Origin of the sequence: Xanthobacter sp. 91 (assembly GCF_000702385.1) — a bacterium.
GTDB classification, from domain to species: domain Bacteria; phylum Pseudomonadota; class Alphaproteobacteria; order Rhizobiales; family Xanthobacteraceae; genus Xanthobacter; species Xanthobacter aminoxidans.
The window spans coordinates 3,510,259-3,526,368 of record NZ_JNIB01000001.1 but is presented as its reverse complement, the minus strand read 5'-3'; the positions used below and the strand labels follow the sequence as shown (position 1 = coordinate 3,526,368).

The window sequence follows — 16,110 nt, the reverse complement described above, 5'->3', positions numbered from 1 at the left end:
CCCCATGTCCGAAGACTTTGCCCGCCCCACCTACAAGGCGTTCACCGAGCGCGCGCCGGATATCTATGCCGGCCTCGCCGCGCTAACCAAGGGCGTGGACGCCACCGGCCTCGACAAGGGGCTGACCGAGCTGGTGAAAGTGCGCGCCTCGCAGCTCAACGGCTGCGCCTTCTGCCTGAAGTTCCATCTCGGGGTCGCCCGCAAGGCCGGCGTCGCGCAGGAGAAGCTGGACCTGCTCGCAGCGTGGGAGGAGGCCTCCGCCTTCTCCGCCCGTGAAAAGGCGGCGCTGGCCTGGACCGAGGAGCTGACGCTGCTCGGCACCGGAGCCGCCTCGCAGGACGCCTGGGAGGCGGTGCTGGAGGAATTCTCGGCGGACGAGGCCATGTTCCTCACCGTTGCGATCGCCACCATCAACGCCTGGAACCGGATCGGCATCGCCTTCAATTTCGAGGCGTGAGGGGAAGAATCTGCCAGGGCTGACAGAGCGCCGGTCGATACCCTCACTTCCGTCATGGCCGGGCTTGTCCCGGCCATCCACGTCGGGCCGCAGGGGACCAAGTCAGCGATTCACTCCCGGCCGGACCACGTGGATGCCCGGCACGAGGCCGGGCATGACGCTTGTTGGGGCCGTGAGCGCTGTTCAGAAGCTCTCCCCTCACATCCCGCCCATGCAGACGTACTTGATGTTCAGGTAATCGTCGCAGCCGTACTTGGAGCCCTCGCGGCCGACGCCGCTCTCCTTCACGCCGCCGAAGGGCGCCACCTCGGTGGTGATGACGCCGGCATTCACGCCCACCTGCCCGTACTGCAACTGCTCGGAGACGCGGAAGGCGCGGCCGAGGTCCTTGGTGAAGAAGTAGCAGGCGAGGCCGTATTCGGTGTCGTTGGCGTAGGAGACGGCCTGTTCCTCCGTCTCGAACTTGAACAGCGGCGCCAGCGGGCCGAAGATCTCGTCGCGGGCGAAGGCCATGTCCTGCGTGGCATTGGCGAGCACGGTGGGCTCGAAGAAGGTGCCGCCCAGCGCCGGCTGCTTGCCGCCGGTGAGCACGGTGGCGCCCTTGTCGAGCGCGTCCTTCAGCAGCCGCTCCACCTTGGCCAGCGCCCGCGTGTCGATCAGCGGGCCGGCGACCACGCCCGCGTCCACGCCATTACCCACCTTCAGCTGCTTCGAGGCCTCGGCGAACTTCGCGGCGAAGGCGTCATAGATGCCCGCCTGCACATAGAAGCGGTTGGCGCAGACGCAGGTCTGGCCCACGTTGCGATACTTGGAGGCGATGGCCTGCTCCACCGCGAGGTCGAGGTCGGCGTCGTCGAACACGAGGAAGGGCGCGTTGCCGCCCAGCTCCAGCGACACCTTCTTCATGGTCTCGGCGGACTGCTTCATCAGCAGCTTGCCCACGGGGGTCGAGCCGGTGAACGTCACCTTCTTGACCGCCGGGTTGGAGGTCATCTCGCCGCCGATGGCCGGGGCATCGCCCACCACGATGTTGACCACGCCGGCCGGAATGCCGGCCATCTCCGCCAGTACGCCCCAGGCGAGGCCCGAATAGGGGGTCAGTTCGGAGGGCTTGCACACCACGGTGCAGCCGGCCGCCAGCGCCGCGCCGATCTTGCGCGAGAGCATGGAGGAGGGGAAATTCCACGGCGTCACCGCCGCGCACACGCCCACCGGCTCCTTGGTGACGAGGATGCGGCGGTTGGGCCACGGCGAGGGGATCACGTCGCCATAGAGGCGGCGGGCCTCCTCGGCGAACCAGCGCACATAGGCGGCGGAGCCACCGACCTCGCCCTTGGCCTCGGCCAGCGGCTTGCCCTGCTCGGTGGTGAGGATGAGCGCCAGCTCGTCGGCATTCTGGGTGATGAGGTCGGCGAGCTTGTGCAGCTTGGCCGCGCGCTCGGCGGCGGTGGTGGCGCGCCAGGTCTTGAAGGCCTCGGCGGCGGCCTCGATGGCGCGGCGCGTCTCGGCGGCGCCGGCCTTCGGAATGGTGCCGATGATCGCGCCCGTGGCCGGATTGTTGACCTCGATGGTCTCGCCGCCATCGGCATCCACCCACGCCCCGCCGATCAGCATCTTGTCGCGCAACAGGGTGAAATGGTGGGGCTCGGAGGTGAAGGCGGGCTGGGTGGCGGCCATGGACATGCTCCTTGGGTCTTGCTGCCTCCGGCCGTGGCATGCCGGAGGGCGCGCGCTCGTACCGGGCGCGGCGGCGCCCGTGGGATATACGATCAGCCGGGACCGGACCAGAGGGTCGGTATCAGCGCACGCAGATGTTCAGCGCACGCAGGTGATGGAGTGGAAGGGCACGATCTGCTCCTTCTGCCCGATCCCCACAGCCACCTGGCAGCGCAGATAATCCTTGCCGACGCTCAAAGGGGCAAAGCCGGTGATGGTGTTGCCGCCGACCACCTGGATGATGATGGCCTGACCTTCCTTGTGGCCGACGATGTCGAGCACGGCCTGGCGGAAATCGTCTTCCTTGTTCTGGCACTGCATCGCGTCCCTCCCGTGGGGAACCGGGCGTGCATGCGGCCCGGCGGACCGGCGCGCCTCTGGGAACTATAACGCCGCTTCGGCCGATCCGGTCATGCTCTAAACGCATGCGACATGCGGCGGCCATCTCCCGTTGATCCGCGTCAAGGGCGCCGTTGGGGAAGGGGCTAGAAGTTGAGCGTCTGCCCGCGGGAGCTTTGTCATGCTCAAGATCGCGATTCTCGTTTGGCTCGTGCTTGCCACCACTTTTGCGGGTGCTGCGGTGCTGGCCGTCCTGTCCATCCCTTCGCTGGCCGGGCAGGACATGCGCCTCATCCCCATCGCGGCCGGTGTCGGCGCGGTCGTGGCCATTCCGTTCGCGCTCATCATCGCCAAGCGCATCCTGGCGCTGACGGCGACAAAGGCCTGAGCGGCGCCGGGCGGCGATTCACACCGCGGAGGCGGCGGTTGACCGCCTCCTCCGGCCGCGGCCATTCTTTGCGTTTCCGTGAGGGGCGCAAAGGAAACGGCCGTGGGTTTTGATGTCATGTTGGGTTCGATGACGCTTGAGACCTGGGCGGCGTTCGCCGGGGCCTCGGCCGTCCTCCTCGTCATTCCCGGCCCCACCGTGCTGCTGGTGGTGTCCTATGCCCTCGGGCAGGGATGGCGGACGGCGCTGCCCATGGCGGTGGGTGTCGCGCTCGGCGATTTCACGGCCATGACCCTGTCCATGCTCGGCGTGGGCGCGCTGCTGTCCGCCTCGGCGAGCGTGTTCCTCGCGGTGAAATGGGCGGGTGCGGCCTATCTCGTCTATCTCGGCATCAAGCTCTGGCGCGCGGGCGGGACGCTCGATGCGGCGCCGCGCACGGAACGCTCCGCGCCGCTGAAGATGATGGCCCACGCTTGGCTGGTGACGGCGCTGAACCCCAAGAGCATCACCTTCTTCGTGGCTTTCCTGCCCCAGTTCCTCGACCCGCACGCGGCTTTCCTGCCGCAGTTGCTGGTGTTCCAGGCGACGTTCCTCACCCTCGCCTTCCTCAATGCGCTCGCCTATGCGCTCGCCGCCTCCCGCGCCCGCCGCGCGGTGCGCAGCCCGCGCGTGCTCGGCGCCATCAACAAGGCGGGCGGCTCCCTGCTCATCGGCGCGGGGATCGCCACCGTGGCGGTGCGCAGCGGCAATTCGTGAGGCTCACCCCCGCGCGATGGCGTGGAAGAAGCTGCCGGTGACGCTGCCTCGGCGGCTGCCAGCCAGCCCGAGGGGGCGGCCTTCGGCGTCCGAGAGGTCGGCGAGGGGTTGGTCCTCTCCACGCGAGAGCACGGTTGCATAATGGAATTCGTGGCCGCGCACCCACGCTCCCTCCGGCCCCAGCGGCGAGGGGGCGATGAGGCGCGCCTGCCGGTAGCCCAGATTCATGCGGCGCTTGGCGAAGCTGGTTTCCAGTTCCAGCAGGCCGAGCATGGCATGGCGCACGCCCTCCGCATCCACGAGGCCGGCGCCCAGCGCCATATAGCCCCCGCACTCCCCATGCACCGGCTTTCCCGCCGCCGCAAAGGCATGGACGCCGGCGCGGAAGCACTCCGCCGCCGCCAGCCGTCCGGCATGCAGCTCGGGATAGCCGCCGGGCAGCCAGAGCGCGTCGCAGGAGGCATCTGGCGCCTCGTCCGCCAGCGGAGAGAAGGGCACGATTTCCGCCCCCTGCCCGCGCCAGCCGGCGAGCATGTGGGCATAGACGAAGCCGAAGGCCGCATCCTGCGCCAGCGCGATCCGCTGGCCCGGCGGCGGCAGCAGCGCCTTGCCGTCCCCCTGCCCCTCCCCCACCCCGGCCTGAAGCGGCGCGGCGGCGGCGATGATGCCGTCGAGGTCGAGATGGGCCTCGGCGAGATCGGCCAGCGCCGCGAGGCGGGCCGGCAGGTCGTCCGTCTCCCCCGCCTGCACGAGGCCGAGATGGCGCTCGGGCAGCACGATGTCCGCCGCGCGCGGCACCGTGCCGAGCACCGGCACGCCGAGCGGGGCGACCGCATCCCGGATCATCCGCTCGTGCCGCTCGCTGCCCAATTTGTTCAGCACCACCCCGGCGATGCGCACCGCCGGATCATGCCCGATGAAGCCGCGCAGCACCGCCGCCGCCGTCTGCGACTGGCCGGAGACATCCAGCACCAGCAGCACCGGCAGGCCGAGCCGGGCCGCCACATCCGCCCCCGCGCCGGTGCGGCCCTTTTCCACCGCCACCCCGTCGAACAGGCCCATGGCCCCCTCGCCGATGACGATCTGAGCCCCCTCCCCCGCCAGCCCAGCGAGATAGTCGAGCAGCGCCGGGGGCATGGCCCAGCTGTCGAGGTTCAGCCCCGGCCGGCCGGTGGCGGCGGCATGGAAGGCGGGGTCGATGTAATCCGGCCCGGACTTGATGGCCCGCACCGCCTTGCCCCGCCGACGCAGCGCCGCCAGCAAGGCGAGGGTCACGGTCGTCTTGCCCGAGCCCGAGCGCGGGGCGGCGATGAGCAGGCCGCGGGGCGCATCACTCATGACGCGCACCCTTCCTTGCCCGCTCCCGGCCGGCTATCACGGAGCCCATGAGCACAGGCGACACCGCCGACGACGCACCCGACAGGCCCCTGAAGCGCGGCTGGACCACCGGCACCTGCGCGGCCGGCGCGGCCAAGGCGGCGTTCGCGGCGCTGGTCACGGGCGACTTTCCCGATCCGGTGGAGGTGGAGCTGCCCTCCGGCGCCCGCCCGGCCTTCGCCCTCGCCATGCATGATCGCGGCAGTGAGACGGCCACCGCCGGCATCGTGAAGGATGCGGGCGATGATCCGGACGTGACCCACGGCGCCCTCGTCCGCGCCACCGTGCGGCGCGGCGCGGCGGGCGCGGGCATCACCTTCAAGGCGGGCGCGGGTGTCGGCACGGTCACGCGGCCGGGCCTGCCCATTCCGCCCGGCGAACCCGCCATCAATCCCGTGCCCCGCCGTATGATCGCCGCCGGCATCGCAGAGGTCGCCGCCGCCCATGGCGTTGCGGGCGATGCGGAGGTGGAAATTTCCATTGCAGACGGCGCGACGCTGGCGCTGAAGACGCTCAACCCGCGCCTCGGCATCGTCGGCGGCCTGTCGGTGCTGGGCACCACGGGCATCGTCGTGCCCTATTCCTGCGCGGCGTGGATCCACTCCATCCATCGCGGCATCGATGTCGCCCGCGCCATGGGGCTCGACCACGTGGCCGGCGCCACCGGCTCCGCCTCGGAGGCGGCGGTGGCCAAGCTGCACGCCCTCGATGAGGTGGCGCTCATCGACATGGGCGATTTCGTCGGCGGAATGCTGAAATACGTTCACGCCCACCCCGTGCCCAAGGTGACGGTGGCCGGCGGCGTCGCCAAGATGACGAAGCTCGCGCAGGGTTTCCTCGATCTGCATTCCAAGCGCGGCAGCGCCGACCTTCCCGCCCTCGCCCGCCTCGCCGCCGAGGCCGGTGCCGACGCCGATCTCTGCGCCCGCATCGCCGGGGCGAACATGGTGGCGGAGGCCTTCCAGATCGCGGCCGCCGCCGGCTTCCCGCTGGGGGATTGCGTCGCCCGCGCCGCCTGGGGCACCGCCGCCCGCGCCCTCGACCGGGCGGATGTGCTGCTGGAAATCACCGTCTTCGACCGCGACGGCGCCCTCATGGGCCGCGCGCCGCTCCTGCCCGCCAAAGGACCCGCAAGGCGCTGAGCGGCGGATCATTCACCACCCCCGCGAAAGCGGCGGACATAGGCGGTGTCATAGAGCGCACTCTCGCGGAAATCCTCCGCAGCCAGCGCCCGCCCCACGAGGATCAGCGCCGTACGCGGAATGGGATCGGCGGCAAGCTTATCCGCGATATCGCCGAGCGTGCCCGTGACCACTCGCTCGTTCGGCCACGTCGCCCGCGCCACCACAGCCACCGGGCAGTCGGCGCCCAGCACGGGCACCAGCTCCGCCACCACCTGATCCAGCGCATGGATGGCGAGATGGATGGCGAGCGTCGCCCCGGTCTGCGCGAACGTCGCGAGCTTCTCCGCCTCCGGCATGGCCGAGGCGCGGCCGGAGACGCGGGTGATGACGAGGCTCTGCGCCACCTCCGGCACGGTGAGTTCCCGCCGGAGCACGGACGCCGCCGCCGCGAAGGCCGGCACGCCGGGCGTCAGCGTATAGGGAATGCCTCGCCGCTCCAGCCGGCGCACCTGCTCGGCCACCGCGCTGTAGACGGAGAGGTCTCCCGAATGCAACCGCGCCACGTCCTCCCCGGCCTCGAAGGCGCGGACATATTCCGCTTCGATCCGGTCGAGATCGAGCGGCGCCGTATCGACGATGCGTGCCCCCGGCGGGCACCAGGAGAGCATTTCCGCCGGCACGATGGAGCCGGCATAGAGGCACACCGGGCAGCGGGCGATGAGATCGCGCCCGCGCACGGTGATGAGATCCGCCGCGCCGGGGCCGGCGCCGATGAAATGGACGGTCAAACCACACCCTCCCGCCGCGCCAGCGCGCAGGTGACAGGACCCAGCGCGAGGCGCGGACCGAGCAGACGGCCATGAGCCCCCGCCGCTGCGAGGGCGGCCGTCTCGGCGGCGGAGGGCACGCGCAGCAGCGCCACCACCCGCTCCGAATGGGTCTTGGCCCGGCTGGAGGCGGCCTCGAGCTGGCTCTGCGGCACCAGCACCAAGGGCAGGCCGAGCAGCGCCGCCGCCTCGCTGATGCCGGCCTCCCCGCCCTTTATCGCCGGAGTGGCGACGAGGGATACGTCGTCCCGCCCAAGCTCGGCGCGCGCGAGGGCGGCGTCGAAGGCGGCGATCACCTCCTCCACAGACACACCCCGCTTCGAGCCGATCCCGGCCACGATCATGCGCCCTCTCCCGCGTCCGTCGTCTCTCTGGGCTTCACCCAGCGCCATTGCGTCACCGGCATGGCCGGCCGCCAGCCGGTCATGCCCTTCACCGCCACCGACCGCGCCAGCGAGATGCGCGTGAGCGTGCCACCGAGGCGGGCCTGGGCGGCGATCAGCAGGGCCTCGGTCTCCAGCGTCACCGCATTGGCCACCATCCGCCCGCCCGGCTTGAGCGCTTCAAGCGCCATGTCGAACACGCCGGGCTCGCTGGCCCCGCCGCCGATGAAGATCACATCCGGCGTGGGCAATCCGGCAAGGGCGCTCGGTGCCGCACCCTCCACCACCTTCAGGTGCGGCACGCCGAGCTTATGGGCGTTGCGACCGATACGGGCGGCGCGTTCCGCATTCCCCTCGATGGCGATGGCGGCAAGCGAGGGATGCGCCAGCAGCCATTCGATGGCGATGGAGCCCGCCCCGGCGCCGATATCCCACAGCAATTCCCCCCGCCGGGGCGCGAGAGAGGAGAGGGTGAGCGCCCGCACCTCGCGCTTGGTGATCTGCCCATCATGCTCGAACAGATCGTCCGCGAGGCCGGCGGCAAGGGGCAGGACGGGCGCATCGGGCGCGGCCCGCACCTCCAGCGCCACAACGTTGAGGGCGGCCACGTCTTCGAAATCAAAACCCTCGGCCGTGGCGCTGCGGATGCGCTCCGCCGGTCCCCCAGCGCCTCCAGCACGGTGAGGCGGGAGGCGCCGCAGCCGTGGGCCGTTACGAAAGCCGCCAACTGCGCCGGGCCGTCGCCATCCGAGGTCAGCAGCAGCAGCCGCGCGCCGTCCTGCAGGAAGGGCCGCAGCCGCGCCAGCGGGCGGCCGTGGAGGGAGACCATGTCCACCTCCTGCTGCGCCCAGCCGAGCCGCGCGGCGGCCAGCGCGAAGGCGGAGGGGGCGGGAAAGGCGGCCATCTCCGCCGCCGGCACATGGCGGGCAAGGCTGGCGCCCACGCCGTAGAGAAACGGATCGCCCGAGGCGAGCACGCACACCCGCTGCCCGCGCGCGGCCAAGACCCCATCGACGCTGAAGGGGCTCGGCCACACCCGCGCCTCGCCTTTCACCAGATCCCCGGCCAGCGCCAGATGGCGCGCACCACCGAACACGATGGCGGCGGCGGAAACGGCGGCGCGGGCGGCGGGGGAAAGGCCCTGCGCCCCATCCTCGCCGATGCCGACGATGGACAGCCAGCGCCCCGCCGGGGCAGTGTCGGCGGCGATGGAAACCCCTGCCTCAGCCATGACACCCCACATCCTTCTCCTCGGCGGCACCGGCGATGCCCGCGCGCTCGCAACACGCCTCGCGCCGCGCGCCGACATCCGCGTCACGCTCTCGCTTGCCGGCCGCACCGAAAATCCGGCGCCCCAGCCGGTGCCGGTGCGCGTCGGCGGCTTCGGCGGGCCGGCCGGGCTGGAAGATTATCTCAAGGCGGAAGGCATCGCCGCCGTCATCGACGCGACGCACCCCTATGCGGCGCGCATGTCCTTCAACACCGCGCTGGCCTGCGCTTCGGCGGGCGTGCCCCTGCTCGCGCTGCGCCGGGCGCCATGGCAGCCCCAGCCAGGCGACCGCTGGCGCGAGGTGGCGGATGTGCCGGCCGCCGTGGGGGCGCTGGGGGAGGTGCCCCGCCGGGTGTTCCTCGCCCTCGGCCGCAATGAGGTGCGCGCCTTCGAAGCGGCGCCGCAGCATGTCTATCTGGTGCGCAGCGTCGATCCTGTCACGCCGCCGCTCAACGTGCCGCAGGCCGAATACGTGCTCGGGCGCGGGCCGTTCGGTGAAGCGGAGGATCATGCTTTGCTCAAGGCCCAAGGCATCGACACCATCGTCGCCAAAAACAGCGGCGGCAGCGCCACCTATGGCAAAATGGCGGCGGCGCGGGCGCTGGGCATCGAGGTGATCCTGATCGCCCGCCCGCCGGTGCCGGACGTCACCGCCGTGGAGCGCCCGGCCGACGCCGAGGCCTGGCTCGACGGCATCCTTTCTCACGGCGCGGGGGCCGAGCGCGGCGCATAGACGAGGGGCGACTTCCCCTCGCGCGGCACGATGCGCGTCTCTGTGGTGCCGATGAGGACGCAGGTGGCCATGTCCGCCCGCGCCGGATCGGCTTCGGCCAGCGTCGCAAGCGCGATGCGCTCGTCGTCCCGCCCCGCCGCGCGGCCGAACACCACCGGTACGCTTCCCGGCAGCTTTTCCCGCAGCAGCTCGAATGCGCGGCCGAGCTGCCAGGGGCGCGCCTTGCTGATGGGATTGTAGAGGGCGATCACGAAACCGGCCTCGGCGGCGAGCGCGAGGCGCTTTTCCACCAGCGGCCAGGGCTTGAGATTGTCCGAGAGCGAGATGGCGCAGAAATCGTGGCCCAACGGCGCGCCGCAGCGGGCGGCCACCGCCAGCATGGCGGTGACGCCGGGCACGATCTCCACGTCCAGCGCCCGCCACTCCGCCGGGCCGTGCTCGATGGCCTCGCACACCGCCGCCGCCATGGCGAACACGCCGGGATCGCCGCCCGACACCATCACCACCTTCGCCCCGGCCACGGCCGCCTCAAGGGCAGCAGAGGCGCGGGCGATCTCCTCGCGATTGTCCGAAGGCCGCCGCTCCTGCCCCGGCCGTTCCGGCAGGCGGGCGAGATAGGGCACGTAGCCGAACAGGATGTCCGCCGCCGCAACGGCCTCGGAAGCCTCCGGCGTCATCTGCCGCGCCGATCCCGGACCGAGGCCGACCACCGTCAGCCGCCCGCTCACGCCGCGCGCTCCCAGCCGGGCACCAGCACGATGGCGAAATAGGGCGCGCGCTCGTCGGCCCGCTCGGCGAGGGGAATGAGCGCGCAATCGGCCATGGTGCCGCGCTCCACATAGACCGCCCGGTCGAGCCGGCCGGCAGCGGCGAGCGCGCGGCGGATCTTCGGCAGGTTGCGCCCCACCTTCATGATGACCGCCGCATCCGCCTCGGCGAGGCGGCGGGCGAGTTCGGCCTCATCCAGCGTGCCAGGCAGCACCATGAGCACATCGTCGCCCTGGGCGATGGGAGCGCCGGCTTCCGACCAGCAGCCGGACATGCCGGTGACGCCGGGAATGACCTGCGTCTGGAACCGCCCGGCGAGGCGCACATGGATGTGCATGTAGGAGCCGTAGAAGAGCGGATCGCCCTCGCTCAGCACCGCCACCGTGCGGCCGGCCATGAGATGCTCGGCCACCGCGGCGGCGGAGGCGTCGTAGAAGGCGCCGATGGCCGTGCGATAGGCGGCGTCGTGCCGGTGGATTTCGGTGGTGACGGGATAGAGCAGCGGCAGCTCCACCGCGCCCGGCGGGAAGTGCGCGGCGGCCACCGTGCGGGCGTGGCTGACGTTGCCGGCCTTGGCGAAATAGCCCACCACGTCCGCGCTCTGCAGCGCCTTCACCGCCTTGAGGGTGAGCAGATCGGGATCGCCCGGGCCGACGCCCACGCCGATGAGATGTCCCTTCACAGCCCAGCCCTCGCAAGCGCATTCACTGCGGCGGAGGTGATGGCGCTGCCGCCCAGCCGCCCGCGCACGATGGCGAAGGGCACGCCGCGCGGATCGTCCGCCAGCGCATCCTTGGATTCCGCCGCGCCCACGAAGCCCACCGGCATGCCGAGGATGGCCGCCGGCTTGGGCGCGCCGCGATCGAGCATTTCCAGCAGGTGAAAGAGCGCGGTCGGCGCATTGCCGATGGCGACGACCGCCCCGGCGAGGTGATCGCCCCACAATTCCAGCGCGGCGGCGGAACGGGTGGTGCCGAGCTTTTCCGCCAGCGCCGGCACCGCCGGATCGCGCAGGGTGCAGATCACGTCGTTGCCAGCCGGAAGCCGCGCGCGGGTGATGCCATGGGCCACCATCTGCGCATCGCACAGGATGGGTGCGCCGGCCTGGAGCGCCGCGCGCGCGGCGGCGATCGAGCCGGCGCCGAACACGAAGTCCCGCGCCGCCTCCACGAGGCCGCAGGCGTGGATCATGCGCACCGCCACGTCCTCCTCGTCCGCCGAGAAGCGGGAGAGGTCGGCTTCCGCGCGGATGATGGCGAAGGATCGCTCGTAGATGGCCGTGCCGTCGCGCACGTAATCGAGGGGAAGGGTCATTCTGCGCGGCTCGTCACGTCGTCTTTTCCGGCCCGTCTGTTCTCGCCGTGCCCGCCCACAGGCCCGCCAGATCCAGGCGGGCAAGGAGCGCACGTGTCGTTTCACCCGGATTTCGCCGGGCCGCCAGCGTCGCGGCGAGGGATGCGACAGCGGCGGGAAGGTCCGCCGCCAGCCGCACCGGGCGCGCCGCGCCGGAGGCAGGGCCGTCATGCACCAGTGCGGCGCCGCCGTCCATGCCCACGAAGGCGAGGGTCGCCGGCGCGGGGTGGGCGCAGCCCTTGGTACAGGCGGAGAGGTGCAGAGACACCGTCCCATCCAGCAGCGGCGCGAATGCCTGCGCCAGCACGGGCGCGAGCGCACGGGCCGGGATGTGGGCGGAGGCGCAGGCCGGCGCCCCGGCACAGGCGGCGATGGCGGCGCGGGGATCGTTCGCGGCGGTGATGCAGCCGAGGGCGGCGATGCGCGCGGCGAAGACATCGACACCGGCTGGCGATAGCCCGGTGGCGAGGAGCGTGCGCTCGGGCGCCGGACGCAGATCCCGCGCGCCGGTCGCTTCCGCCGCATCGGCGAGGGCCTCGAACTGCGCGGCATCCCCCGCCCCGAAGGGCAGGCCGAAGCCGAAGGCCAATGTGCCATCGGCCAGCGGAATACGCCCCAGCGGCGGCGCCGCTTCGGCCACGCGCGCCCGGCCGCCACATCCCGGCAGATCAGTGGCGCGGGCCGCACGACCCAAGGCGGCGATGGACGCGAGCGCGGCCAATGCCTCGGCCACCGCGTCGCCCTCGGACAGCACGCGGGCCGGTCCATGGCCGATGGTGAGCGCCCAGTGTCCCGGCCAAGCTGCGACGAGGCGCACATCCGCTTTCTGTCCGGCGAGGCTGACGGCGCCGCCGCCCTCCACCACCACCGACACCTTCGGCCCCAGCTTCCCCGCCAGAGGCTGCGCCCCGGCGATGATCGCGGCGGCCAGCTTGTGCCCATCCGCGATCTCGGTCGGGTCCATCCCGCCCAGCGGCGAGACATCCACCGCGAGGCCGAGACGCGGCGTGATGCCCAGCGCGACCACCGCATCCTGAAGCAGCGGCACGGACTCTTGCGTCAGCCCGCGCACCTGAAGGCTGCCGCGCGCCGTCACCTCCATCATCCCGTTGCCGAGGCGGCGGGCAGCGTCCGCCAGCCCGCGCAATTGCGCCGGGGAGAGCCGGCCATCGGCCGGGACGAGGCGCAGGATGAGCCCGTCGCCGGTCTCCATGGGCGCGAGGAAGGCCGGGCAGGCGCCGCGACGGGTGGGAGGAATGGGCGTCATTCCGCGGCCTCCCGGCCGGCTTCGGCGCGGAGCGCGTCGAGATCGCTGTCGAGGTCGTTGCGCCGCGCATGCCACAGGCCCCGCCGCCGGGCATCGGCGAAGCGGCGGGCAATCGCGCGGGCGGCGGCGGGGTTCTGCGCGAGCAGGAAGGCGCGCACCTCAGGGTCCATCACATAGGCCGCGTGGAGGCGGTCCAGCAGCGCGGCGGGCACCTGCTCCGTGGTCTCGGCGAAGGCGACGAGGCGGTCCACCGTCTCCGCCAGCTCCGATGCGCCGCGGGGGCCGTGTCGCATCTGCCCGGCGATGAAGCGGGCGGAGACGCGCCCGTGCACCAGCCGCGCCAGCGCTTCCTTGAGCGGTCGGGCGCGGGGGCGGTCGGGATCGGTCGTGTCGAGCACGACGAGATGGGCCGAGCGCCCCAGCGCCGCGCCGGCCGCCGCGAAGCCGCCCATGAAGGCGGCATCCTCGCTGCCGTCGAGGAGGTCGCGGGCGGCATCGTCAGCGCCATGCACCAGCGCATCCGCTTCGGCGAGCCGCGCCGCGAACAGGCCGGGCGCCGGGCGCGCGGTGCCGTCCGCGCCGCCATAAGCATGGGAGGCGGCGGCGAGATAGGCGTGGCCCAGCTCTTCCCGCGTCTCGAACGCCCCGCGCTGCAAGGTCGCCTCGATGCCCGCGCCATAGGCGCCGGGCGCGGAGCCGAACAGGCGGGACAGGTCCTCCCCCTTGCGGCGGGCCTCGGCGAGGGGGTTTTCCGAAGCGTCCTCGTCGCGCTCCGCCACCGCGCGCACGGCGGCATCCAGCAAGGCGATCTGGGCGGGGAAGATGTCTCGGAACAGGCCGGAGATGCGGAAGGTCACGTCGATGCGCGGGCGGCCGAGCACGGCGGGCGGCAGCACCTCCACCCCCGTGACGCGGCCGGTCGCGGCCTCCCACACCGGCCGGCAGCCGAGGAAGGCGAGGCCCTGGGCGATCTCCTCGCCCCCCGTGCGCAGGCTGGCGCTGCCCCACAAGTCCAGCACCAGCGCGCGGGGCCAGTCGCCCTGTTCCTGAAGAATGAGGCGCACCGCCTCGTCCGCCGCCTTGCGGGCGAGGTCGCAGGCGGTGGGGGTGGGCAGCGTGCGCGGATCAGCGGTGAAGAGATTGCGCCCGGTGGGCAGCACATCCCGCCGCCCCCGCGCCGGAGCACCGGCCGGGCCGGCGGGCACGAAGCGGCCGTCGAGGGCAGTCAGCAGCGCGCGGGTTTCCGCCTCCGCCGAGGCGGCGCGCAGCGGGTCGGCCTCGCCCTCGGCCATGGCGCCGAAGATGTGGAGGCCGTCCTTCACCGCGAGGTCCTTCAGGTCGCACAGCCACGCATCGATGCGGCGCAGCGCCTCGTCCGGATCGGCGCCTGCGGAAACGCCGGCGGTGGCGGCAAGGCCGGTCTCGGCGGCGGTCTCGACGATGAGGGCGGCGAGGCGCTCGCGGCGGCGGCGGTCGAGGCCGTCGGCCTGCGCATATTCATCCACCAGCCGCTCCAGCCGCTGCTCGGCCTCGCTGAGGCCTGCGGCAGCCAGCGGCGGTGGCAGGTGGCCGATGGTGACGGCGGCGAGCCGGCGCTTGGCCTGTGCCGCCTCGCCGGGATTGGAGACGATGAAGGGATAGACCACCGGCAGCGCCCCCATCACCACCTGCGGAAAGCAGGCCGGGGTGAGCGCCACCGCCTTGCCCGGCAGCCATTCCAGCGTGCCATGGGCGCCGAGATGGACCACGGCGTGGGCATCCAGCCCTTCCCGCAGCCACAGGCCGAAGGCGAGGAGCCCGTGGCGGGGCGGCAGGCTGGCGTCGTGATAATCCGCCCGCCGATCGAGGCTCGCACCACGATCGGGGGCGAAGGCGAGCGTGATAGTGCCGGAACGGGCGTGGCGGAAGCGGAAGGCGCCATCGACGACATCCGCATCGTCCTCCGGAGCGCGCCAGGCGGCGGTGACGGCGGCCTGCGCGGCCTCCGGCAGGGTGGCGAAGAGGCCCCGGTAGGTGTCCAGCGTCAGCGCCGGTTCGGGCTGGAACGCGGCAAGGAGCGCCTTTGCATCGTCGGGCACGGGGCCGGCGCCGTAGCCGGCCGCCGCGAGCGTCCCAAGCATCCGCCGCGCGCTCTCGGGCACGTCGAGGCCCACCGCATAGCCGGCGCGGCCTTCCGCGCCGGGATAGTCCGGCAGGATCAGCGCCAGCCTCCGCTCCGCGCGGGGCGTGGCGGCGAGGCGCACCAGCGCCGCCGCGCGATCGGCCACATGGGCCACCGCCTCCGGCTCGGGCCGGTTGATGGCGGCGGTGAAGGCGAGGTCGGCGTCGGGCGGGGCGAAATCCTTGAAGGAGAGGGCGCCGGCCAGCACGCGCCCGTCCAACTCCGGCAGCACGACGTGCATGGCGAGGTCCGCCGCCGAGAAGCCGCGTGGGCTCCCCGCCCACGCCTCCCGCGCCGTGGTGGCGGGCGCCGCCTGTAGCACCGGCGGGCCGCCTTCCGGGAACAGCTCGGCCGCATCGCCGGCCGCGAAGGCGGTGGTGGTGAGGAGGATGGCGGGGTCCAGCGCCGCCGTCGCCGCCCGCACGGCCGCGCGGGCCTCCGGCGCCTTGAGGCTGGGGACGAACAGGCAATGGGCGGCGATGCCCCGCGCTTCCAGCGCTACAGCCAGCGCATCCACGGCGGCGGTGTCGGCGGCGAGCCATTGGGAGCGGTAGAAGAGGATGAGCGCGTTCGGCCGCCCCTCCCCTTCCCTGCCCTTGTCCCGCCCACGCACCTCCTCCAGCGTCGCGAGGCCGGCGCCGGGGCGGTGGAAGGCGGTGGCCGGCACGGGGTGCGGCACGGGGATGGCATGGGGCGCGGGAAAGCCCGCCGCCTCGCCCATGGCGGCGAGCAGGGCCGCCATGTTCGCCGGCCCACCCGCACGGAAATAGCCGAGCCAGCGGGCGAGCGTATCCTGCGGCAGCGTGGAGAGGGCGGCGAGGCGCGGGTCGTCCTGGTCCTCGCCGGGCAGCAGCGCAAGGGCGATACCACGGGCGCGGGCCGTGGCGGCCAATTGCTCGGCGCCGTAACGCCACCAATCCAGCCCGCCGAGCTGGCGCACCAGCACCACCTTCGCCTTGGCCGCGATCTTCTCCACCCACAGGTCCACGGACATGGGGTGGCGCAGATCCTTCAGCCGCGCGAGGCGCAGGCTAGGCACCGCACCGCCGCGCGCCCGCCAGGCGGCGGCGAGGGCGATGAGATCGCTGTCGGTGAAGGAGAGCGCCACCATGTCGCCGGGCGGCTGGGCGAGGTCGACCGGCTCGGCCAACTCCTCCAGGCTCGTCGATGTGGTGGCGAGGATGTGCATGG

The 16,110-nt window shown here is 72.5% G+C and carries 15 protein-coding genes and 1 pseudogene; 5 read left to right on the top strand and 11 right to left on the bottom strand.

The genetic code is table 11. The features are described 5' to 3' along the window. Nucleotides 1-4 precede the first annotated feature (4 nt). Nucleotides 5-457 (top strand): carboxymuconolactone decarboxylase family protein, encoded by a 453-nt coding sequence (locus tag A37E_RS0116560; RefSeq protein ID WP_029557636.1) that lies wholly within the window; start codon nucleotides 5-7, stop codon nucleotides 455-457. Between the two features lie 198 nt (nucleotides 458-655). Here the strand turns inward: A37E_RS0116560 and A37E_RS0116555 are convergent, their stop codons facing one another. Both A37E_RS0116555 and A37E_RS0116550 read right to left on the bottom strand, forming a co-directional pair. Beyond that, entirely contained in the window at nucleotides 656-2,071 is a 1,416-nt protein-coding gene (locus A37E_RS0116555) for an NAD-dependent succinate-semialdehyde dehydrogenase (protein ID WP_197023067.1), read from the bottom strand. A gap of 201 nt (nucleotides 2,072-2,272) precedes the next feature. After that, nucleotides 2,273-2,494, bottom strand: a complete 222-nt coding sequence (locus A37E_RS0116550) for a hypothetical protein (RefSeq protein WP_024279974.1) — start codon at nucleotides 2,492-2,494, stop codon at nucleotides 2,273-2,275. A gap of 199 nt (nucleotides 2,495-2,693) precedes the next feature. On the opposite strand from A37E_RS0116550, the gene A37E_RS0116545 reads away from it, so the two are divergent. Continuing rightward, the gene (locus tag A37E_RS0116545) at nucleotides 2,694-2,900 is read left to right on the top strand and encodes a hypothetical protein (protein WP_029557634.1); all 207 of its coding nucleotides are present in this window, start codon (nucleotides 2,694-2,696) and stop codon (nucleotides 2,898-2,900) included. Nucleotides 2,901-3,029: 129 nt separating this feature from the next. Then, on the top strand, nucleotides 3,030-3,656 hold the full coding sequence (locus A37E_RS0116540) for a LysE family translocator (protein WP_024279976.1): 627 nt from the start codon (nucleotides 3,030-3,032) through the stop codon (nucleotides 3,654-3,656). 3 nt (nucleotides 3,657-3,659) lie between these two features. Here the strand turns inward: A37E_RS0116540 and A37E_RS0116535 are convergent, their stop codons facing one another. Further along, nucleotides 3,660-4,994 (bottom strand): cobyrinate a,c-diamide synthase, encoded by a 1,335-nt coding sequence (locus tag A37E_RS0116535; RefSeq protein WP_029557633.1) that lies wholly within the window; start codon nucleotides 4,992-4,994, stop codon nucleotides 3,660-3,662. A 47-nt stretch (nucleotides 4,995-5,041) separates the two neighbouring features. Between A37E_RS0116535 and A37E_RS0116530 the strand changes: the two genes are divergently transcribed. Further along, nucleotides 5,042-6,175 (top strand): cobalt-precorrin-5B (C(1))-methyltransferase, encoded by a 1,134-nt coding sequence (locus A37E_RS0116530; protein WP_029557632.1) that lies wholly within the window; start codon nucleotides 5,042-5,044, stop codon nucleotides 6,173-6,175. An 8-nt stretch (nucleotides 6,176-6,183) separates the two neighbouring features. On the opposite strand, the gene cobM is transcribed toward A37E_RS0116530, so the two are convergent. The 3 genes and pseudogenes from cobM to cbiE form a co-directional block, all read right to left on the bottom strand. Further along, a complete protein-coding gene (gene cobM, locus A37E_RS0116525) occupies nucleotides 6,184-6,945 on the bottom strand; it encodes a precorrin-4 C(11)-methyltransferase (RefSeq protein ID WP_029557631.1) in 762 nt (253 codons plus the stop codon). Continuing rightward, nucleotides 6,942-7,328, bottom strand: a complete 387-nt coding sequence (locus A37E_RS0116520; protein ID WP_029557630.1) for a cobalamin biosynthesis protein — start codon at nucleotides 7,326-7,328, stop codon at nucleotides 6,942-6,944. Before A37E_RS0116520 ends, cobM begins: the two co-directional genes overlap by 4 nt. Next, nucleotides 7,325-8,598, bottom strand: a pseudogene (gene cbiE / locus A37E_RS25435) (precorrin-6y C5,15-methyltransferase (decarboxylating) subunit CbiE). The gene A37E_RS0116520 and the pseudogene cbiE overlap by 4 nt, the downstream one beginning before the upstream one ends. On the opposite strand from cbiE, the gene A37E_RS0116510 reads away from it, so the two are divergent. Next, on the top strand, nucleotides 8,597-9,370 hold the full coding sequence (locus A37E_RS0116510; protein WP_029557629.1) for a cobalt-precorrin-6A reductase: 774 nt from the start codon (nucleotides 8,597-8,599) through the stop codon (nucleotides 9,368-9,370). The pseudogene cbiE and the gene A37E_RS0116510 overlap by 2 nt on opposite strands. Here the strand turns inward: A37E_RS0116510 and A37E_RS0116505 are convergent. From A37E_RS0116505 to cobN, 5 genes are read right to left on the bottom strand one after another with little or no spacing between them, the layout of a single operon-like run. Beyond that, complete coding sequence (locus A37E_RS0116505; protein WP_029557628.1) at nucleotides 9,340-10,098, bottom strand: precorrin-3B C(17)-methyltransferase; 759 nt, start codon at nucleotides 10,096-10,098, stop codon at nucleotides 9,340-9,342. The genes A37E_RS0116510 and A37E_RS0116505 overlap by 31 nt on opposite strands. After that, the gene (locus A37E_RS0116500) at nucleotides 10,095-10,820 is read right to left on the bottom strand and encodes a precorrin-2 C(20)-methyltransferase (RefSeq protein ID WP_029557627.1); all 726 of its coding nucleotides are present in this window, start codon (nucleotides 10,818-10,820) and stop codon (nucleotides 10,095-10,097) included. The genes A37E_RS0116505 and A37E_RS0116500 overlap by 4 nt, the downstream gene beginning before the upstream one ends. Continuing rightward, nucleotides 10,817-11,452: a precorrin-8X methylmutase gene (locus A37E_RS0116495; protein ID WP_029557626.1), complete on the bottom strand. Its 636-nt coding sequence runs from the start codon at nucleotides 11,450-11,452 to the stop codon at nucleotides 10,817-10,819. Before A37E_RS0116495 ends, A37E_RS0116500 begins: the two co-directional genes overlap by 4 nt. Nucleotides 11,453-11,465: 13 nt before the next feature. Further along, complete coding sequence (cobG, locus tag A37E_RS0116490; RefSeq protein WP_051679111.1) at nucleotides 11,466-12,758, bottom strand: precorrin-3B synthase; 1,293 nt, start codon at nucleotides 12,756-12,758, stop codon at nucleotides 11,466-11,468. Then, nucleotides 12,755-16,108: a cobaltochelatase subunit CobN gene (gene cobN, locus A37E_RS0116485; protein ID WP_029557624.1), complete on the bottom strand. Its 3,354-nt coding sequence runs from the start codon at nucleotides 16,106-16,108 to the stop codon at nucleotides 12,755-12,757. The genes cobG and cobN overlap by 4 nt, the downstream gene beginning before the upstream one ends. Nucleotides 16,109-16,110 lie beyond the last annotated feature (2 nt).